At 66.6% G+C, this 19,876-nt stretch carries 14 protein-coding genes and 2 CRISPR repeat arrays; of the genes, 12 read left to right on the forward strand and 2 right to left on the reverse strand.

Annotated elements, in window-relative coordinates; translation table 11 throughout:
• Position 1 precedes the first annotated feature (1 nt).
• Entirely contained in the window at positions 2-4,282 is a 4,281-nt protein-coding gene (locus tag CKO31_RS20120) for an RAMP superfamily CRISPR-associated protein (protein ID WP_200240846.1), read from the forward strand.
• A 222-nt stretch (positions 4,283-4,504) separates the two neighbouring features.
• A CRISPR array of direct repeats spans positions 4,505-5,237; the repeat unit is 36 nt; unit sequence GTCCGAATGACGCCCCGCTAATGAGGGGGTTACGAC.
• Positions 5,238-6,053: 816 nt separating this feature from the next.
• On the opposite strand, the gene CKO31_RS20125 is transcribed toward CKO31_RS20120, so the two are convergent.
• Positions 6,054-6,965, reverse strand: coding sequence for an HNH endonuclease (locus CKO31_RS20125; RefSeq protein ID WP_200240848.1), 912 nt, complete (start codon positions 6,963-6,965; stop codon positions 6,054-6,056).
• Between the two features lie 9 nt (positions 6,966-6,974).
• The gene (locus CKO31_RS20130) at positions 6,975-7,115 is read right to left on the reverse strand and encodes a hypothetical protein (RefSeq protein ID WP_200240849.1); all 141 of its coding nucleotides are present in this window, start codon (positions 7,113-7,115) and stop codon (positions 6,975-6,977) included.
• 361 nt (positions 7,116-7,476) lie between these two features.
• On the opposite strand from CKO31_RS20130, the gene cas3 reads away from it, so the two are divergent.
• The 11 genes from cas3 to CKO31_RS20185 form a co-directional block, all read left to right on the forward strand.
• Positions 7,477-10,095, forward strand: coding sequence for a CRISPR-associated helicase Cas3' (gene cas3 / locus CKO31_RS20135; protein ID WP_200240851.1), 2,619 nt, complete (start codon positions 7,477-7,479; stop codon positions 10,093-10,095).
• 14 nt (positions 10,096-10,109) lie between these two features.
• Positions 10,110-11,732, forward strand: a complete 1,623-nt coding sequence (locus CKO31_RS20140) for a type I-E CRISPR-associated protein Cse1/CasA (protein ID WP_200240853.1) — start codon at positions 10,110-10,112, stop codon at positions 11,730-11,732.
• Positions 11,701-12,315, forward strand: a complete 615-nt coding sequence (gene casB, locus CKO31_RS20145; RefSeq protein ID WP_200240855.1) for a type I-E CRISPR-associated protein Cse2/CasB — start codon at positions 11,701-11,703, stop codon at positions 12,313-12,315. The genes CKO31_RS20140 and casB overlap by 32 nt, the downstream gene beginning before the upstream one ends.
• On the forward strand, positions 12,315-13,523 hold the full coding sequence (gene cas7e, locus CKO31_RS20150; RefSeq protein ID WP_200240857.1) for a type I-E CRISPR-associated protein Cas7/Cse4/CasC: 1,209 nt from the start codon (positions 12,315-12,317) through the stop codon (positions 13,521-13,523). The genes casB and cas7e overlap by 1 nt, the downstream gene beginning before the upstream one ends.
• Before the next feature lies 1 nt (position 13,524).
• Positions 13,525-14,262, forward strand: coding sequence for a type I-E CRISPR-associated protein Cas5/CasD (cas5e, locus tag CKO31_RS20155; RefSeq protein WP_200240858.1), 738 nt, complete (start codon positions 13,525-13,527; stop codon positions 14,260-14,262).
• The gene (gene cas6e, locus CKO31_RS20160) at positions 14,259-14,993 is read left to right on the forward strand and encodes a type I-E CRISPR-associated protein Cas6/Cse3/CasE (RefSeq protein ID WP_200240859.1); all 735 of its coding nucleotides are present in this window, start codon (positions 14,259-14,261) and stop codon (positions 14,991-14,993) included. Before cas5e ends, cas6e begins: the two co-directional genes overlap by 4 nt.
• On the forward strand, positions 14,987-15,877 hold the full coding sequence (gene cas1e / locus CKO31_RS20165) for a type I-E CRISPR-associated endonuclease Cas1e (RefSeq protein ID WP_200240860.1): 891 nt from the start codon (positions 14,987-14,989) through the stop codon (positions 15,875-15,877). The genes cas6e and cas1e overlap by 7 nt, the downstream gene beginning before the upstream one ends.
• Positions 15,849-16,157, forward strand: coding sequence for a type I-E CRISPR-associated endoribonuclease Cas2e (gene cas2e, locus CKO31_RS20170; RefSeq protein ID WP_200240861.1), 309 nt, complete (start codon positions 15,849-15,851; stop codon positions 16,155-16,157). Before cas1e ends, cas2e begins: the two co-directional genes overlap by 29 nt.
• A gap of 50 nt (positions 16,158-16,207) precedes the next feature.
• A CRISPR array of direct repeats spans positions 16,208-18,371; the repeat unit is 29 nt; unit sequence GGTTCCCCCGCGCTCGCGGGGATAGGCCC.
• 55 nt (positions 18,372-18,426) lie between these two features.
• Positions 18,427-18,765, forward strand: a complete 339-nt coding sequence (locus CKO31_RS20175) for a hypothetical protein (protein WP_200240862.1) — start codon at positions 18,427-18,429, stop codon at positions 18,763-18,765.
• Between the two features lie 105 nt (positions 18,766-18,870).
• Positions 18,871-19,518, forward strand: a complete 648-nt coding sequence (locus CKO31_RS20180; protein WP_200240863.1) for a hypothetical protein — start codon at positions 18,871-18,873, stop codon at positions 19,516-19,518.
• A gap of 111 nt (positions 19,519-19,629) precedes the next feature.
• Positions 19,630-19,876 (forward strand): helix-turn-helix domain-containing protein (locus tag CKO31_RS20185; protein WP_200233480.1); only part of this gene is annotated, 247 nt, incomplete at its 3' end.

A 19,876-nucleotide genomic window follows, 5' to 3' on the forward strand; every position in this document is an offset into this window, starting at 1 on the left:
CATGACCGACGCAGTCACTTCCCCAGCCGAACGGTCTAGCGCGCCCAGCACCGACGCCGAGAACTACCCCCGCGTGCGCATCCGCGGGCGCCTCGTCTGCACCAGCGCGCTACACATTGGCGATGGGGGTGAGCCTCAATCCTGGCAGGCGCGTGTCGCGGCGGGGCTGCCTACGCACCGCGAGCCGCCGGCGCTGAAGCAGCCGAAGGCCGCCGGCGACGACGCCGCCGAGTCCCGCCCCTCCACCTACCACGGCGTCGCGCGTGGCTACCTGGGTTCACAGCCGGGCAACGAGGCGGCGTCCGGCACGGGCCCAGTACACCCGCCAGAAGGCGCTGATGACACGGCCGAAGAGCCGGCGGGCAGCGGCGGTGATGATAACGACGAGGCTGCCGTCGGCACCGATCCCGACATCGACGACGGGACTGGCACGGTCGATGCCGAGCTACCTTACATCCCCGGCAGCACCCTGCGCGGCGCCCTGCGCCGGCTGCTGGACCTGCCCGACCTGGACCAGCCGGACGCGCGGCCACTGGACCCGCTGGTGCGGTGCCTGTTCGGCTATGTCGAGGCCGCTCCCGAGTCCGGCGCGGGCAGCACGGGTGCCGACCCGGATGTGGGCGGCTTCGCCGGCAGGCTGCGCTGCTACGACGCCCCCCTCTGCACCCTACCGGCGGCGTCCACTGGGGCGGAGCTACCGCCCTTCTGGTGCGCGGTCCGCCACACCGCCGCCGTCCACGGCGTCGCCATCGACGCCCGCACCGGCACCGCGAGCCACCGCTTGCTCTACAGCCACGAGGTCGTGCCCGCCGGCAGCGCCTTCCGCGTGGAGCTGGAAGCGGACAGCCTCACCCGCGAGCAGCTGCAAAAACTGCTCGGCCTGCTGCGACGCCTGGACGGCAGCCTCGCCGCCGCCATCGGCGGCAAGGCCGGCAAGGGCTGGGGGCGGCTGCGCTGGTGCGAGGACGCCGAGGACGTGCAGGTGGTCACCCGCGAGCGCCTGGCCCGCTGGCTCGATGAGGATGGCGCGGACCTACCGTTCGAGTCCCTGGCGGACCTCGATCCCGACGCCGTCGAGCCCCGCGAGCCCGGCACCGACCCGCGCCCGCTGCGCCTACCGCTACTGCTCCTCGCCGACGGCCCCGTGCTGGTGAACGAGCCCGGCTACCGGCGCCGGCCCGAGCGGCAGACCAGTGCGCAACAGCCGGCTGCCGCGGCGGAGTCCGGGGCCGAGGCCGCCGCCAAGTCCGCCGCCGCCGAGGACGAGGACAAGGAGCATCCGCCGCAGCTGGAGCACAGCCGCCGCCCGGACGGCACGGCCATCATCCCCGGCAAGAGCCTGGTGGGCGCCCTGCGCGCCCGCGCTGAGCGCATCCTTGCCACCATGGCGCACCGGCACTTCGACGCCGCACCGCGTCCTGCGCGGCAGGCGGCACAGCGCCTCGCGCAACGCCTGTTCGGCAGCGAGAGCCGTCGCGGCGCCCTCTGGCTGGCGGACGCCGTGGACAACGGTGACACCGCCGAGCACGACCAGCGTTTTATCGCCATCGACCGCTTCAGCGGTGCCGTCAAGGGTAGTCACGGCGAGGGCGCGCTGTTCCGCGCCAAGGCCCGCAGCGACGGCAGCTACAGCACCGAGGTGCTGCTGGAGACGCACCGGCTGCGCCACCTGGAAGGCCCGCCGCCCGCCGGCGACTGGTGGAAGGGCCTGCTCTGGTTGCTGGCCCAGGACGCCGCCGACGGCGAGCTGCGCGTCGGCTGGGGCAAGGCCAAGGGCTATGGCGCGCTGCGGTTGGCGCAGTCCCCGGCAGCCCTGTGGGTCGCGGCCGGCGCAGCGCCTGCGGACGCGACAGACTGGCTCGCCGCCCTCTGCCGGGCGCTGCACGAGACGCTGGACGCCCTGCCGCCGGAGGCGGCACTAGACACGGCCGCTGCCGCGCAGACCGAAGCGGCGCCCGCACCGCTGGCACCGGCGCCAGCGATAGCCGACACCGAGACAGCGCCGGGGACAGGCGCAGGCCCGGCAGCCGCAGCACCAGACCCCGAGCCGGTCACCCCCGCGTCGCCCCCGGTCGCCGAAACCCCCCCACGGGGCAAGTTCTTCCACCCGCCCTACGTCTTCCTGCCCGCGACGGGCCTGGTGAACGGCGCACCCGTACGGACCCTGGCCTGGGACGCCGCGCGCAGCCAAGACACCGACGGCGGCGCGCCCGTGCCCACCCGGCACGACCTCTGGCTCGCGGGCCACCACAGCGGCCACATCGATTGCCGGATTGAGCTGAAGACGCCGGCCTTCGTCGGTGCCCGCCAGCACGGCGGCAAGAACGAGTCCAAGCGCGCCGAGCCCTACATGCGCGGCTGCGAGCGCGCCATCCCCGGCAACAGTCTGCGCGGCATGATCGCCAGCATCGCCGAGGCCATCAGCCAGTCCGCGCTGCGGGTGCTGGAGGACAGGTATTACTCGGTGCGCAAGGACTACGACGAGGTTCAAGCTCAATCCAAGGGCGATAATCCAAAGTGGCACAAGGGCAAGCTGTCCGGGGCCGGCGATGACTGGCTGGTCATGCCGGACCCAGGCAACGGCCCCGTCCTCCCGGTTCAGCTCGCCGCCATGCAGCGCCTCTCGCGCCTGTGGGTGGAGCGCGTGCGCAAGAAGGAGGTCCACACGAAGAGCGCGCCGGGGAAGGTGTGCAAGCACGCAAAGAAGCACGCGGACCACACCAAGCCGAATGCTTGGCGGCCGCCATCGCCCGGAAACGACGGCTGGAGCATCTGGTTCGCCACCACCGCCGACGGCGCGGAGGTCACCGAGCTCAGCTTCTCCAAGGTCTGGCGGCAGGAGGTGCCCGGCACGGTGTTCGACTTCGTCACCGACCCGCCCGACATCGACGCCGGCGCGGGCAGCGCGGGCCGGGACCTGCTGCCCTGGGGCAGCCCCAATGCCGAGCGCACCGGCCTCACACCCGCAGAAGCCCTCTTCGGCGTCGTCGAAGCGGAAAAGCAGGGCGAGCAGGCCGCGGCCCTGGCCTCCCGCGTGCGCTTCTATGACGCCCTGGCCCCCGCGCCCGGCGCCGTGCCCTGTTATCAGGAGGATCACGTCCTGCGCATCCTCTCCACGCCGAAGCCGCCGAGCCCCATGCTCTACTTTCACCGCCGGGGCAGGCCCAGCGAGCCGGTGGCCAAGCGCGAGCTCCATCCGGAGCAGCACCGCATCAACGGCCGCAAGCGCTATGTGCCGCACCCCGAGGCGCAGACCCATGCCGAGTTCTGGCGCTCCCGCGACGCCGAGAACCAGAATACCGCCAAGCAGAAGCTCATCTGTCGACCGATGCAGGCGGGCGCTGAGCTCTGGTTCCGCGTGGAATTCGACAACCTGCGCGACGACGAGCTGACGCTGCTGTGCACCGCGCTGGCGCCGGCGCAGGGCTTCCGCCATGGCCTGGGGCTCGGCAAGCCCCTCGGGCTCGGCGCCGCCGCGGTGGACATCGCCGCCGTCATGCTCACCGACCATGCCGAGCGCTATGGCACTGATGCCCGCCGCGACGGCCGCCGCTGGTACTGCGCCGACCCGGCGCAGCCGCCAAAGCTGCCGCCGCGGCTGCATCCCGGGCTCACCGCGCCGCCGGCGGACAGCTGGCGGCCCTTGGCAGAGATCCTGCCGGCAGACCCGCTCGCGGACCACCACGGCCGGCTCATCGATGCCGACACCCTCGCCCAGCTCCGCCACGCCGGTAACCCGGAGGCCCTGCTGCCCGACACCTGGGTGCTCTACCCGCTGCTGGCGCAACAAATGCCCGCCTATGACGTGTCCGCCTCCAAGGACGCGAACGACCGGACCCTCATGCGCTCCGAGCACGACACCTATGCCTGGTTCGTTGACAACGACCAGTGCACCACGCCGGCTGCCCTCGGACCTGTGGTCCCCGGCCAACCCCTGCCGACGCTGCGGGCACCGGTGCGGCTGCGGGTCAACCTGCCCCAAGGGGCCGATGCCAAGGAGGTCAGGACATTCCTCGAGGACTTCGAGCCCCTTTATCCGCCGGACAGCAAACTCAAGGTGCTGCTTCATGACGATCAGGCCGAGGCGCTTAGCCGGGACCATAAAAGGTCAGACAGCGACACAGTCCGCAAGGTAGAGTTTGAGCCCGAACTGTTGCCCTGGGAGCGTGAGCTGCGCAAGAGTGGCTCCGGAGTCGGCAGGGGCGGCAACGGACAAAGCAAGCGCCGGACAACCACAAATCGACGCCGTACACCTGGCCCCAAAGGTCGAGACAAGCGGTGACACGCGGCAAGCGCGCACCAAGGCGTTGCCCGGCACCGACCGTACCTCGTCGGCATGGCCTCACCTCTTGCCTGCGCACTGTTGATACGTACAGCGCCTGCGCACTGTTGATACGTACAGCAAAAGTGGACTACCTGCAAACTAAGTCTGTGCTACGAAAACGGTGTCACAAATGAGACACTCCAAGCCATTGATCGGAATGAATAATCCCGACGCGCCAGGGTCCGAATGACGCCCCGCTAATGAGGGGGTTACGACTGCTACGTTTTTTGCATCAAACATCTGTTTGACAGCCGAATGACGCCCCGCTAATGAGGGGGTTACGACGCACGTATAGAAACCGGGAGATGGGTTAGTGGTTGTCCGAATGACGCCCCGCTAATGAGGGGGTTACGACGAGTGCCACATGGACAGATATACGCCGTCGCCCCGTCCGAATGACGCCCCGCTAATGAGGGGGTTACGACGTCTCCCTCGACCTCACCGGCGATTGAGAGTCATGTCCGAATGACGCCCCGCTAATGAGGGGGTTGCGACCCTCACCAAAGGACTGGACGAACACGTCGTCCAGGGTCCGAATTACGCCCCGCTAATGAGGGGGTTACGACTGAGCAATTTGACTATCGAACGCCGCCAATTGCGTCCGAATGACGCCCCGCTAATGAGGGGGTTACGACTTGACCGTGAAGGTCATCGTAGCAGTTGTCAGTTGTCCGAATGACGCCCCGCTAATGAGGGGGTTACGACCATCTGGAATCGGCTTGCCATACAAGCGAATGCGTCCGAATGACGCCCCGCTAATGAGGGGGTTACGACTCACGACTGCGACCGAGGCGAGCATGCCGGGGAGTCCGAATGACGCCCCGCTAATGAGGGGGTTACGACGCTCGTCTTGACGGTACAAAGCCGGGGCATTCAAACCCGAATGCAGCCCCGCTGCTGAGGGCGTTACGACGAGTCAGCTCGGCTTGATGGCACAAAGCCGGGCTGTCTGAATGAGCACCTGCCGCTGAGGGGGTTGAGACGCCATTTTCGGTGGCCAAAGAAGCTTCCGGCATCGACCGAATGACACTCCGCCAAACAGGCGGTTACGAAGGGAGTGTGCAGTACTTCGGATAGACCGGATGAAACACCCCTCTGGTGAAGGAGATCGTCGGAGACCTAGGGTGAGACCTAAGGGGAGCTGAAAAGGGAGCGGCGGAATGCCGAACGGCGCCGGAGACGGCGCCGGTGCACTTGTTGTGATGCTCGCGCTTCCTAGTGGGCGTGGTAATGGCGGGGGTGAGCGGAAAGCGATGGGGGCTTTGAGTGGCAGGGCCTGGCCATTGGGCCGTCGGCCTGGGGGGATGCGCGGGTACGCCTCCGCGCCGGTATTGCGGCGTGGCGGGCGCACATGATGGCGCGTTGTTCTAACGAGGAGTTTGGGATTTAGGGCGGTGTAGGCGCGCTGTCGACCGCCATAGCCATTTTTCTGTCCGGATGCATGCTGTCCTTCTGGCCTTGCCATAGCTGTTTGCGGCCATACGGGTGCGATCCGGTGGGGCGGCGCAGGCGAGGCCGACTGGAGGGCGAGACGGTCGAGCAGGATCACCGCAGCCCGCCAGCGCTGTGACAGGTGCGAATCAACATGGCTGGAGTCGGCGGCGCGTCCGACGCCGACCACTGGATATGGGACTCGCTTGATCTGCGCCTAAAGTGACGACTGCGACGATGCAGCTTGCCGTGTGCCAGGGCACGGATGTAGGTTGGTGCCAGAGCCGGGCGCTATTTGTCAGCCCGCCCGAAACTCCTCAAACCGCGCCGCCAGCAGCTCCCGATCCGGCCGATCCTCCGCATGCCGCGGCGGGTGAATCCGCCGTCCGTGATACTCCTTGATCGCCGCCTCCAACGTCGGGCCGTCGTGCTCGGCCAGCACGGACTCGGCGATGTGGATCTGCCCGTCGGGGTCGATGCCGAGCAGGTTGCGGTCGTAGGCCGTGTGGTGGAGCGTCGAGAGGCAGAGGCCGTTGGTGACCTCCGGGCGCCCGCGCTCGTCGCGGTCCGGGATGATGTGCGCGGCCTGGAGGAGCTGCGGCACCGGCAGGTTGGAGATCGCGCAGCGGCGGTCGTAGGCACCGAGCACCAGCTCCCGGAACTCGGCCTGGTGGATGCGCTGCTTGGCCTCGACGGTGGTGTAGCGGCGGTCGATGGGCTCGCGGGGCTGGGCGGTATTGGTTGCCGCGAGGTCCAGGGCCGAGCCTACCCCGACCGTGCAGCGCAGCGCCTGCGGGTCCCAGTCCATGACAAAGCAGGGGAAGAGGATCTGGTAGACGCCTGGCACCAGGCCGTAGAAGTAGATCAGCGGCGACTGGTCCTCGAAGGCCTCCCGCAGGGCGGTGTTGTCGCGGCTACGCGGGTCGCTGCCCTGGAAGGCGTAGGAGAAGTAGCCGTCATCGCTGATGGCGTCGTCGTAGCGGGCGGTGCGGCCCTGGCGCGGCTTGGTGGTCTTGATGCTCAGCACGCCACGGTGCATCTGCTGCGGGCGGTGGATGCCGCGCGGCGTGCTCCCGAGGTGGATCCGCTCGCCGTTCAGCTCGAAGCCTGGCTGGATGGCACTCCAGGGCACGGCACCGCCATAGTCGCGCAGCAGGCGGCGGCAGTGGGCGAAGGCGGCCGCGCGGAGGGTGTCGTCGTGGCTGGTCACGAGCGGGTGCTAGCCCGGGTCGCTGCCCGGACACGCCGTCTGCCGGTAGGTCACTGCGCCGCCGGCGTCCACGCATTCGTTCAAGCCGGCGAGGGTGGGACAGGCGAGGGCGAGCGCGGCGGCGGCCGCGAGGAGGAGGGCTGTGCGCATGGTGTTTCCCTGTCCGTTCGAGCGCTCTGCGACCCGTCATTGACTTGGCGCACGACCAGGGTTTTCCTGACAGCGCGCTGTGCGCTACGTTTGACGCACACACGCAGTATAGACAAAGGGTCCGACCCCGATGCCAGCCACCAAGACCGAAACCTTGACCTGCCGCATCACTCCCGAGGCCAAGGCGGCGCTCGCTGTGCTGCGGACTCGCGGGATGAGTCAGCGGGTGAGTCACGCTCCAGGCTAGGGTCATCACCTGGGATCGGCAACGGCCCGTCTACACTCTGATACCGGAGCAGTTGTTGAGCAACGGAGTTGGCTGATAGACGCGCTGAAGGATGGTTGCGAGGAACAGGATCTTATGGAGATTCCCGAGGCTGGGGCATTCGGCAAGCTCGAAAGAAGCGCCGACGGGCGGCTAACGCGATGGCATCCGCTGGTTGCCCATCTGATTGATGTCTCAGCCTGTTTCTTGCGTCTCTGCCGTTGCCGCGGTATTCGCAGGGCGCTCGAACACGCGGCCGGTCGGGCACTGACGAATCGGGATACTGCTCGGCTTGCCGTGCTGGTTTTCCTGCATGACCTCGGGAAAGCGAACTGCGGCTTTCAGGCCAAACGCTTCCTCCGAGGCGAGGCACCTCGGCATTGGCCGATGCCCTGTGGACACGGGCCGGAGGCGATCGATCTGCTGACGGATCTCGATTTAGTCGCCCACCGAGCGCTCTTGGCGCATCTCCCCCTTGCGGCGATGATTGGCTGGGGCGACGCGGTTGAAGCGCTGCTCTTTGCCAGTTTCAGCCACCACGGCTGGCCCCTGGGCGACCGATCCCAGCAGAACGTCGCCGTCTGGCGCGCGGTGAAGGATGCCAACGGCTGTGTCATTTACGATCCCGATCCGATCCTGGCCGAGATCGCCCGGTCACTGGCCAACTTCCTGCCGGAGGCCTTCGCGCAAGGCGGTCCCGACCTGCCCGATGCTCCGAGGTTTGTTCACACCTTCGCGGGGCTGGTGCAGTTCGCCGACTGGCTGGGTTCGGATACGCGTTTCTTCGCATTCGCCGAACCGGGCGAGGACCGAACACGCACAGCTTACCGGTGCGCCGATGACGCCGTCTTGGCGCTGGGTTTGGATGCGGAGGCCAACACGCTGCGCGCGCGCACGACGCACGCGGGGCTGGCGGCAATCATCGGCGAAGGTAACACCCCGTATCCAATTCAAACCGCGCTTGCAGACCCTGCGCTGGCGTCCCTGGTCATCCTCGAATCCGAAACCGGCAGCGGAAAGACCGAGGCCGCGCTCTGGCGCTATGTCCAGCTCTTTCAAGCTGGCGAGGTGGATTCGCTCTATTTCGCCTTGCCCACTCGTGTCGCCGCAACCCAGCTCTGCAAACGTGTGGAACGGGTCGCGAAGCGGCTTTGGCCGAACGACACGCCGGTTGTGGTCCGCGCGCTGCCAGGCTATGTCAGTGCGGAGGGCCAAGAACCGCAATCCCTACCGCATTTTCGCGTGCTCTGGCCGGACGATCCGAGTGACGCACAGGCGCACCGGCGCTGGGCCGCCGAAGCGCCAAAGCGTTTCCTGGCCGCGCCGATAGCCGTCGGTACTATCGACCAAGCGCTGCTTGGCGGACTCCAGGTGCGCCATGCGCATATGCGTCACGCGTTGCTGAGTCGAGCCTTGCTGGTGGTGGACGAGGTGCATGCCTCCGACGCCTACATGCAGACCCTGCTCGAAGGCCTGCTGGACGGGCATCTGGCCTGCGGCGGGCATGTCCTGCTGTTGTCGGCCACCCTGGGTGCCCGGGCTCGCGCCAGCTACCTTTGCATCGGCAGCTCCGCGCCCGTGTCGACACCGAGCTTCGACGATGCGTGCGGTGCGCCGTATCCCGCTGTCTCGGATGTCCACCGGCACCGACCCGTCGCGGCTACCGGGCGGACAAAGCAGGTTGCCTGGGAAGCGATCGACATGATCGACGACGCGGCCACGGTGGCTCGCCTGGCTCTGGATGCCGCGGCGGGTGACTGCAAGGTGCTGGTCATCCGCAACCTCGTGCGCACGGCCATCGAGACGCAGGAAGCCCTAGAGGCGCAGTGCGGCGAGCCCGCCTGGCTGTTCGACCTCAATGGCGCGCCGACCCTCCATCACAGCCGGTTCAGCCGCCAGGACAGGCCGGCCCTCGACGACCGGGTGGAGGCGCTGTTGGGCAAGAAGAGTCCCGCCGGCCCGCGTGTTCTTGTCGGCACTCAAACGCTGGAGCAAAGCCTCGACATCGATGCGGATCTGTTGATCACCGATCTCTGCCCGATGGATGTCTTGCTGCAGCGTATCGGTCGTCTGCACCGCCACGACCGCCCGGACAGGCCGTCGGCGCACAGAACGGCGCGCGTCATCGTACTGATCCCGAAGGACGGCGACCTCGCGCCCTTGCTGTCGCGCATGCAACACGGTTTGGGGCCGATCAAGGACGGTGACGGCATCTACCCGGATCTGCGCATCATCGCCTGCACGCTGGAGCAGATTTGCAGCCGACCGCAGATCGCCATTCCCGCGGACAATCGGTCCCTCGTGGAGGCGGCGACCCATCCGGAACGCCTCGGCGCCTTCGACAAGCTCGGCGATTCATGGCAAGCGCACGCCCGCGGCATGATCGGCAACGCCGGCGCGAAGCGCGCACACGGCCACCTGCAGCGGCTGCATTTCGATCAGTCGTTCCGTAACCAGCAGTTCGATCCGAACGTTGAGTCGTCCACCCGCTTGGGTCTGCGCGACCGGCTGGTGCTGTTTGAGCCCGCGCCCGCCGGCCCGTTCGGAGCGCCCCTGCGAGCATTGGCCATTCCGTCTTGGCTCACCGACAAGGATCTGAATCCAGACGCGGCACCCGAGGTGATCTGTGCGGACGCGCAGTCGGTGCAGTTCCGCCTCGGCACCCGTTGTTACCGCTATGACCGTTTCGGCCTGCGGGTGATCGACCCGGACTGACGGAGATCTTCTTGATGACCCTGCTTCACTCCCTGCTCGACGATCCGCTCATCCGCGTGCGCCAGCGCGCCGACGGCGCGCACGGTCAACTCACCCTGCCGGAGTTGTTCGTTGCGTTTGCTGCGGATGAGGTGCGGGACTTTCCGGCGCTGCGACCGCACCAGCGCCACCCGTGGCACGCCTTCCTGGTGCAGCTCGCAGCCATCGCGCTGCATCACCAGGGCGTGGATCAACCCATGGTCAGCGCGGCGCAATGGCGCGACGCGCTGTTAGACCTCACCCCGCAGCAACCGGACGGTGCCGCTTGGTGTCTGATCTCGCCCATCGACCAGCCGGCGTTTCTGCAGCCGCCGGTCCCGGAGGGGAGTCTCGCAGGATGGAAATCGGACCAGGCCACACCGGATGCGATGGACCTATTGGTGACATCCAAGAATCACGAGCTCAAACAGGAGCGAATGGCAGTGGCCGCCCCGGATGATTGGATATTCTCGCTGGTCAGCTTGCAGACTGCCGGTCCCTATCCGGGGAGCGGCAACCATGGGGTCGCCCGGATGAACGGCGGGTCATCCAGTCGACCGGGCGTTGGCGTCTCGCCACCAGGTGGGGTCGGCGCCCGCTGGGCACGGGATTTGACGATCGCCCTCGCCAGTAGGGACGCGATTGCGAAGACGCACGGCTACCGGGTCGATGGCGGTGTCGGACTACTTTGGTTGTTGGCCTGGGATGGCAAATCGGAGCTGTCGCTCGGCAATCTCGATCCACTGTTCATCGAGGTGTGCCGGCGTATTCGGCTGCGGGAGCAAAACGGCCAGTTGCTCCTACTGCGGACCTCCAGCGAGAAACAGCGCATTGCGAAGGCCGAGACCGGCAAGAAGCATGGCAACACTGGCGACCTCTGGACCCCCGTCTCCAAGGTGGGCGCCAAGTCGCTCGGCGTCTCGGCAACGGGCTTCAATTACAAACGGATGTGCGAGCTCGCATTCCCGACGGCATGGCAAGCGCCGCCTGCACAGCAGCTCCAGCCAAGCGATGATCGCGAGGGGCTTCGCCTGGTGGCGCGGGCAATCGCTGGCGGCAACAGCAAGACGGACGGCTACCACGAGCGCCAAGTCCCGTTGCGTTCCAACATGCGCCGCCTGCTGGTGCGTGGGGACATCGGTCTGCTCGAGCGCGTCGCCTCGGAGCGCGTGGACGCCGTTGGCCGTATCCATCAGCAGTTGCATTCCGCCCTGGAGGTACTCCTGGACAACGGGAAAGAACGGCCCAGAAAAGATCTGCCCGACTCGCTCAGAAACAAGGCTAGAACCTTTGCAAAGGAGTTCGAGCGAGCGGAAGACCTCATCTTCTTCGACGCCCTAAGCGAGGAAATCGAAGCTGCGCCGGAAGCACGAGAGGCCATTCGACTGCGTTGGCTGCTGGATATGGCCGATCGCGCCCGCCGAGTGCTTGAGCAGGCATTTTCCGCCGGGCCGCGCAGTGCCGAACCGCGCTACAGAGCTCGGGCCGCCGCCCGGAGCCGCCTCGAGGGCGGTTTGCGCAGCACCAAAATCCTGCCCGCACTTGCCGAACATTACCGCCAAGAACGACTCAGCAAGGAGAACAACGATGACGGCAACCGAGACCGCGCCGAGCCCTGAGCAGGCCAAGCCCGAGCGTGATCGCATCGGGCGGCTGGCGCACATCATCGCGCAAGCGGCTCGTTTCGAGGGTGACCCTGTAGGCCTCGGGGAAGGCGAACGGGCGGCCATCGCGCGCCTGGACCCAGATGCCGAACTGCGCCCGCAGCAGGTTGCCGCGCTGACCCGCGCGCTGGTGCAGGCAGACCTGGAGCCCGAGCATTGGCGTCCAGAGACCTGGCGCCGCTGGGCCTTGATTGCCCACGGCATGGCCCTGGCGGGGCATGACCCAAAGCAGCGGCTTGGCAAACAGTTGTTTCGTGCAGCCGTCAATGAGTCCCGCGTGACCAAGCTGCTGACGGCAAGGGGCGACGCCTTCCGCCAGCTGCTGCCGCGTGTGCTGCGACTGATGGCATCGCACGAGGACGGCATCAAGCCGAATTGGGATGAACTCGGCAGGCTCATCCTCGCGCAGGACCGCAAAGATTCAACCAGCCAAGTAAAGGCGGAGGAGTTGCGTCTTCGCATCGCGTCCGCCTACTACAGCGCCGAACGACAAGACGCCAGGCAATCCGACGCAACCCCTTCGACGGAGTCAAGGTAATGACGACAGAGCCCCGCTTCATTCAGATCCACACCCTCCACGGCTACACTGCCGCGCTACTGAACCGCGACGACGCTGGTCTCGCTAAGCGACTGCCCTTCGGTGGCGTGATCCGCACGCGCGTCTCGTCCCAGTGTCTGAAGCGGCATTGGCGGGTTACCACCGACAAAGAGTTCGCGCTCTCGACCCTCAAGGTACCGATGGCGATCCGTTCGCGTGAGACGCTCGGGGAGATTCGCAGGCTGCTTTCGGAAGACGATAGGGTTAGTCCCGAGCTGGCGCAGATCGCGGTGGAGGCCCTACGCGAGGGTGGTCTGCTCGATAAGGCCGGGAGCAAGCGTCGCGGCGACGAAGCCCTGCACACCGGGCAGGCCGTACTGCTGGGAACGGCGGAAATCAACTACCTGGTCGAGCGCTGCGCTGCCCTGGCTAAAGAGCATCCCGATGAAGACGGGTTGCGGCAGGCCATCGCGGAATGGCTCAAGACAGAGAAGAAGTCGAAGAATCTCGCGGCCCTTCAACACGGCAGCGGTCTCGAATCCGCGCTGTTCGGGCGCATGGTGACCTCGGATGTGCTCACCAGCCGCGATGCATCCGTTTACGTTTCTCACGCGTTCACGGTCCATGAGGCACAGGTCGAGAACGACTACTTCACGGTTGTCGATGACCTCACCAGCGAGGCGGGCGAACTCGGCTCCGCCGGCATCTTCGACACCGAGCTGGCCTCTGGCCTCTACTACGGCTATGTGGTGGTGGACGTGCGCCAGCTCGTCGCGAACCTGGAGGGCATCAAGATCGACAATTGCTTCGCCGGGGACACCCCGGCGGAGCGGCGCGAGCTGGCCGCCAAGGTCGTGCGCAACCTGCTGCACCTGATCGCCACTGTCAGTCCCGGCGCCAAGAAGGGCTCCACGGCCCCCTTCGGTTGGGCGAGTCTCATGGTGGTGGAGGCCGGCGACCTGCAACCGCGCAGCGCCGCCGATGCTTTCCGCGAAGCCCTCGCTCAGCACGATCCCGCGGCGCCACTGCGCAGCCGCGCTGCAGAGCGCCTGATCGGCGAGCTTAAAGCGCTGGACAAGGCCTATGGCACCAAGCTCAGCCGCTGCATCATGTCGCTGGATGACGTGACACTGACCGGCGCCGAAGCGAAGCCGTTGCCGGAGCTCGCCGACTGGGTGGCGGGTCTGATCAAGCAAGGGCACTGCTGAAATGGCCCGCCATCTGCTGCTGCGTCTGTACGCGCCGCTCACGGCCTTCGGCGGCGAGGCCATTGACGAGCATGGCGTCACGCGCGAGTTTCCGGCCCTGTCCATGGTGACCGGACTCATCGCCAGCGCACTGGGCTGGGATCGCGGCGAGTGCGAGCGGCACGATCGGTTGCAGGCCCGGCTGCGCATGGGGGCGCGGCGCGACCTGGAGCCGCGTCATCTGCGCGATTACCAAACCGCGCAACTGTTCGAGGGCGATCAGGGCTGGACAACGCGGGGGGTGCCAGAGGGGCGCAAGAAGTCGCCCAGTTACTCGGCGCTGGCGAACGGTCGCAAGGTGTTGACCCAACAACGCTACCGCGACTACCACGCCGACCTCCACACGGTGATCGCCCTGCGACTGGAGCCCGCCGACGAAGCGCCGACCCTGGACGAGGTTGCGGCTGCCATCGACCGTCCGGCCCGACCGCTGTTTATCGGTCGCAAGCCTTGCCTGCCCGCGGCGCGGCTCATAGCCGGTTGGTGCGAAGCCGCGCACGTCCTCGGTGCACTGCGCCAGGCTCCGCGTGCCGACAGAGAGGCCGGCCGGGTGCTGATGCAATGGCCCGACGGCGAGGGTGCGCTGCCGGGGGACCGGTTGTTCGATCTCTGCGATGAGCGCAATTGGATCAGCGGCGTGCACGGCGGTTGGCGACCGGTGCGCGAGGGGAGCATCGGTTTCGGGGAGGGGAAACCATGACGATCCACCTAATGCAATGTCAGCCGCATCCGCAGGCCTTGGCGCTTTGGGCCACGCGACGCCGGCTGCTGTCGCCCGATGGCGATTACGGCTACGCGCTGCATGCGCTGCTGACCAGTGCCTTCGGCGCCGATGCGCCGAGGCCGTTTCGTTACCTTGGCCAGCGCCAGGGCCTGCTCGCCTACAGCCGGCTCGACCTCGCCGCCCTCCGGGATCTGGCAGCACTTGCTGCACCCGACATCGCTGCGGCGCTCGGACTGGACAGCCTGGCGGCGCGCCCGTTTCCCGAGCGCTGGCGCGTCGGGCAGCGTCTTGCATTCGAGGTCCGAACCCGGCCAGTCGTTCGTGCCAACGACGGTCGAGAGCGCGACGCCTTCCTGCATGCCCTGGGGCCGCAGAGCACGGAGCCTGCCGACGAGCCCGATCCGTCGGAGCGGCGCGTGCGATCGGAGGTCTATATCAACTGGCTCCGGCAACGTTTCAGCGAGCTTGGTGCCGCCGAGATCGAAGACAGTCGCGTCGATGCGTTTCAACTGACCCGGCTGCTTGTCAGGCCGCCGAATGCCGCCACCGACAAACGTGGCTCGCGCACAGTGAATGGTCCGGATGCCGTCTTCAAGGGCCACCTACGGATTTCCGATAGCGACCGGTTTGCCGCGCTAATACAACGCGGCATCGGTCGTCACCGGGCCTTCGGATACGGCATGTTGCTGCTCAAACCGCCATGCTGAAGGGGCGGTTGGGGCTCGACACGGCCCGGGTGCCGCACGCCGATCGGCACGGCCTCATCTGGCTGGACCGGGGTGAGCTCTGCGTTGTCAGCGGTTGCCTGCACTTCGTCGCCGGCAAGGACTCGCTGACCCCTTACGATCTTCAGGTGCCACATCAGGCCGTGTCCATGATCCTGCTCGGACCGGGCAGCAGCGTCACGCACGATGCGCTGCGCCTGCTTGCCCGTCACGGGACGCTGCTCGCCGCGGTTGGGCAGGACGGCGTGCGCAGCTACACCGCGCCGCCGCTCATGCCCGATCGCTCCGACATCGCGCGTCGCCAGGCTGAACTATGGGGCAATCCGCGCCGACGCATCAGCGTCGCACGCAAGATGTACGCCTTGCGGCTCGGCGAGGTGCTCCCGCACCGCAACCTCGACACCTTACGCGGTATCGAAGGTGCGCGGGTCAAGACTACCTATCGACTGATGGCACAGCGCCACGGGATCGAATGGCACGGGCGTCGTTACGACCGGCAGAACCCCACGGCAGCCGACATCCCAAACCAGGCGATCAACCATGCGGCGACGGCGGTGCAGGCCGTCGCCGCGATCGCCGTGCAGTCCCTCGCGGCCATCCCCCAGCTGGGCTTCATCCATGAGGATTCGGGCCAGGCCTTCGTTCTGGACATTGCCGATCTCTACCGCGACAGCCTGACGCTCAAGATCGCCTTCACAGCCGCAAAGAAGGCCGAGACCGATAGTCAAACCATCGACCGTCTGGTGCGACGGGAAGCCGGTGCCTTGTTCCGGCGCGAGAACATCGTCGGCGCCATGATTGAGACCATCAAGCAGGTTCTGCGCATGGAGGAGGCAGATGGCGCTGGCAGTTGTGGTGACGCGTGATGTCACTGACCGTTTTCGAGGGTTTCTCTCTTCGGTGATGCTAGAAATCGCGCCCGCGGTGTATGTCTCGCCCGAGCTCAACGCCGGCGTGCGAACGCGCGTCTGGAACGTGCTCTCGAAATGGCATGCCGAAGAACCCCGCGGCAGCATCGTCATGATTTGGCGCGATCCGAAGGAAACCGGCGAGCTCGGAATCCGCACTTTGGGCACGCCCGCTACGAAGTTGGTCGATATCGACGGGCTCTGGCTGGCTGCGAAATCCGCCGCGACCGATCTCTAACAATTCGGAATCGTCGTTTTCCCTGCGAGGCCAGAGTCTTATATGCTAGGGGTTCCCCCGCGCTCGCGGGGATAGGCCCATTGCGCGACGCAATTGAAGCGACCGCTAGAGGGTTCCCCCGCGCTCGCGGGGATAGGCCCTCACTCAAGAAATACCAATCCACCGCCCACGCGGTTCCCCCGCGCTCGCGGGGATAGGCCCCACGAGCGCACGGCGAGAAAGGCGCGCGACCTGGTTCCCCCGCGCTCGCGGGGATAGGCCCCTGGTGCGCAGTGCGGGCGCCCGGTCCGCGTCGGTTCCCCCGCGCTCGCGGGGATAGGCCCGCAAGCGGGATCGGCTCATCACAGATGCCGAGGGTTCCCCCGCGCTCGCGGGGATAGGCCCAAGCTGGATGATTTGGCCCTGCCGATCCTGCGGGTTCCCCCGCGCTCGCGGGGATAGGCCGCAGCGATTGGCCATGTTGGGGCGCTCGCTCCAGGTTCCCCCGCGCTCGCGGGGATAGGCCCTCGCCGTCAATGAGCATGACGGACGGCAGCCCGGTTCCCCCGCGCTCGCGGGGATAGGCCTTGCTCCACGCGCTGAATCTGATAGCCCGGATAGGTTCCCCCGCGCTCGCGGGGATAGGCCCGAAACGCCAGAACACGCGCGCGGACTAGTCCAGGTTCCCCCGCGCTCGCGGGGATAGGCCCTAGTTGGCCCCGTATATTCTGTACAGCCTTCTGGTTCCCCCGCGCTCGCGGGGATAGGCCATCAAAACAGCCAACCAGAAGCCCGCTCGCATCGGTTCCCCCGCGCTCGCGGGGATAGGCCCACGCGCCGTAGCCCTCATCAGGGCAAAAATGCGGTTCCCCCGCGCTCGCGGGGATAGGCCCGACCGCGGACTAAGCGGAGAACATGCGCTTGAGGTTCCCCCGCGCTCGCGGGGATAGGCCCTGTTCACCATCTTGAATGGCTTCCGCGTATTCGGTTCCCCCGCGCTCGCGGGGATAGGCCCCGGGCTGCAAAAGTGGCGGGTGACATGATGAGGGTTCCCCCGCGCTCGCGGGGATAGGCCCGCTGCGGGAGCGGGCGTCTTTGTCACGATCAAGGTTCCCCCGCGCTCGCGGGGATAGGCCCCACCGCAGCCGCATGACGCACCGCCGGCGTCCGGTTCCCCCGCGCTCGCGGGGATAGGCCCCACTATCAGCCCGACGACATGCGCTGGTACAAGGTTCCCCCGCGCTCGCGGGGATAGGCCCATCGCCGGGCAGATCATCGCCACCGGCCGCCTGGTTCCCCCGCGCTCGCGGGGATAGGCCCTTGGCCAAGGTGGACGTGCTTGCGGACATCAAGGTTCCCCCGCGCTCGCGGGGATAGGCCCTCGCCCTGCATCCGGCCCACGAGGTTCTCCAGGGTTCCCCCGCGCTCGCGGGGATAGGCCCCGCGTGCCCCAGGGCGAGAGCACTGCGCCGGAGGTTCCCCCGCGCTCGCGGGGATAGGCCCGTGCTGGTGCTCGGCCCGAAGGTCATCTTGACGGTTCCCCCGCGCTCGCGGGGATAGGCCCTCGTCGGTCACCGGAATGCGCCAGCTGTCGTTGGTTCCCCCGCGCTCGCGGGGATAGGCCCCTGATTCGTACCAAGCTGCGCACGCTTCCCGAGGTTCCCCCGCGCTCGCGGGGATAGGCCCCTGGCGCGGATGGTGAGCGGTCCGATTGGGGTGGTTCCCCCGCGCTCGCGGGGATAGGCCCTTCACGTACTGAACCCCAGTCTTTTTCGACGTGGTTCCCCCGCGCTCGCGGGGATAGGCCCCCCTCAGCCGCGTGCGGCTCATGCTGTTGCGAGGTTCCCCCGCGCTCGCGGGGATAGGCCCTGCTCGGCCCGGTATACGAACCGCAGCCCGGAGGTTCCCCCGCGCTCGCGGGGATAGGCCCGTAGACCGCCTTTACGCCGCCCTGCAAGCCGCGGTTCCCCCGCGCTCGCGGGGATAGGCCCTTCGGGTCAGCCTTGCCACGCTCGATCAAGCAGGTTCCCCCGCGCTCGCGGGGATAGGCCCTTTCTTGGCGTTCTGGCTTTTGGTCGAGGTGAGGTTCCCCCGCGCTCGCGGGGATAGGCCCTACTGGACCTTGCGGCCCGACGCCTCAGCTCTGGTTCCCCCGCGCTCGCGGGGATAGGCCCCAGATGCTGGCGCACCTGCAAGGGGATGCCACGGTTCCCCCGCGCTCGCGGGGATAGGCCTATCGGAAGGCAATCGAACATACAATTCCGCCAACAGCTCGCGGTAACCTCCACTCATGACCGACCCCCTCTGCACCAAACTCGACCCCGCGCGCTTCCCGAACATGAGCGAGCAGTTGGCGACCATCATCGGGTTCGTCCTCGGCGAGGCCCTCACCGAGCCCGCAATCGCCGAACTGCACCTGACGCCTGACGGCGGCGTCCTGGCGGTGCCGGTCACCGCCGCCGGCGAGCGTGGTCAGGCGGCCTTCATCGGCCCGGCTGCGGATCTCCAGGCGAATCTCTCGCGGTTCGTCATGGCGGCCGGGTTAGATGCCGACGAGTGGGCTGAATGTGTGCGGGTGGTGCGTGAGCACAGCCGGCTCGACCTATCCGCTGTCGAGCGGGTCAGGTGACTTCACGTCGATCGCGGTTCTTGTTTATCTATAGCAGGTTTTCGGCTGCTCTGAATGACTGATTCAATGAACGGGCTTGGGATTGACGGGAGTTGGAGCCGCCATATGTCAAAAAGAGAGGAAGACCGTAAAGCCGCGCAGGAAAGGGCAGAGAAGTTCTTGTACGACTTTGTGGCGGCGTATCGGACCTACCATAACCATAAGGAGCGCAATGCCTACGTTTCGTTCCTTGTGTACTTCACATTCTTCGCCTCCGCCCTGCTCTTGGGGGATTGGCCTTTGCACAAAGAAAAACATATTCCCGATATCGTGACGATCATCTGCGTCACGATTTTCTGGCTTTATGCGCTTATCTTCATGAAGTGGCAGCTGCGTAACCGGAGAATCGCGGCCATCTATGTGGCCGCTGCGCAGGAGTCGCTCGCCGTCTTGCTCGCCAACACGGCCCCAATATCCAAGTTCAGGCCGGCTCCGGTGGGTAACCCTCCGCTTAGCTCAAAGCAAGACGAAGGCTTAGCAAGACGACTGCAAACAGCGTTTTGGCTGACGGTGGATCATATCTGGCCAATCAATATCAACAAGCACATTCACGTAGATGTCGATCCGAGCGCCTATCCTCTGTGCTTGGTGGAAGCGCTGGAGCGGAAGTACCAAGAAGGGACGGGCGCAATTGTCCACGAGCGGCTTCTCGTTCTTTTGGGGTGGCTTATCTATGTGGGCATCGTCATCCGCATTGTCCTTCTTCAGGAGTAGCCCATTAGAACGCTTGTGGTGGGCGATGCGCATGCGTGGGCGAAGGGTTATCAGTCATTTCTGTTTTACTAACCCGCTCGAAAGTAAAGCCAGGTCTGGTATAATGGCGGCATGAAATGTAAACGCGATTCCGACGGGCGCAAGCTCGACCATCAGTCATTGCAGACCATGCGCATGCAGGCGGTGGCGGCCGTCAAGCGCGGCCAGCCGGTGGCGGAAGTGGCGGCGGCATTCGGGGTGAACGAGCGCACGCTGTATCGCTGGCTGGCGGCCTTTGCCGAGGGCGGGCAGAACGCGCTCAAGGCCAAGCCGATTCCGGGGCGCCCGCCGAAGCTCAAGGACAAGCACCTGCGTTGGC

The organism is Thiohalocapsa halophila (assembly GCF_016583825.1).
Lineage (GTDB): Bacteria > Pseudomonadota > Gammaproteobacteria > Chromatiales > Chromatiaceae > Thiohalocapsa > Thiohalocapsa halophila.

Bases quoted from the DNA above. Each gene is read 5' to 3' on its own strand.
- casB (WP_200240855.1), top strand. From the start codon at position 11,701: ATGACGGCAACCGAGACCGCGCCGAGCCCTGAGCAGGCCAAGCCCGAG.
- CKO31_RS20180 (WP_200240863.1), top strand. From the start codon at position 18,871: ATGTCAAAAAGAGAGGAAGACCGTAAAGCCGCGCAGGAAAGGGCAGAG.
- CKO31_RS20130 (WP_200240849.1), bottom strand. From the start codon at position 7,115: ATGCGCACAGCCCTCCTCCTCGCGGCCGCCGCCGCGCTCGCCCTCGCC.
- cas6e (WP_200240859.1), top strand. From the start codon at position 14,259: ATGACGATCCACCTAATGCAATGTCAGCCGCATCCGCAGGCCTTGGCG.
- cas5e (WP_200240858.1), top strand. From the start codon at position 13,525: ATGGCCCGCCATCTGCTGCTGCGTCTGTACGCGCCGCTCACGGCCTTC.
- cas7e (WP_200240857.1), top strand. From the start codon at position 12,315: ATGACGACAGAGCCCCGCTTCATTCAGATCCACACCCTCCACGGCTAC.
- cas1e (WP_200240860.1), top strand. From the start codon at position 14,987: ATGCTGAAGGGGCGGTTGGGGCTCGACACGGCCCGGGTGCCGCACGCC.
- cas2e (WP_200240861.1), top strand. From the start codon at position 15,849: ATGGCGCTGGCAGTTGTGGTGACGCGTGATGTCACTGACCGTTTTCGA.
- CKO31_RS20120 (WP_200240846.1), top strand. From the start codon at position 2: ATGACCGACGCAGTCACTTCCCCAGCCGAACGGTCTAGCGCGCCCAGC.
- CKO31_RS20175 (WP_200240862.1), top strand. From the start codon at position 18,427: ATGACCGACCCCCTCTGCACCAAACTCGACCCCGCGCGCTTCCCGAAC.
- cas3 (WP_200240851.1), top strand. From the start codon at position 7,477: ATGGAGATTCCCGAGGCTGGGGCATTCGGCAAGCTCGAAAGAAGCGCC.
- CKO31_RS20140 (WP_200240853.1), top strand. From the start codon at position 10,110: ATGACCCTGCTTCACTCCCTGCTCGACGATCCGCTCATCCGCGTGCGC.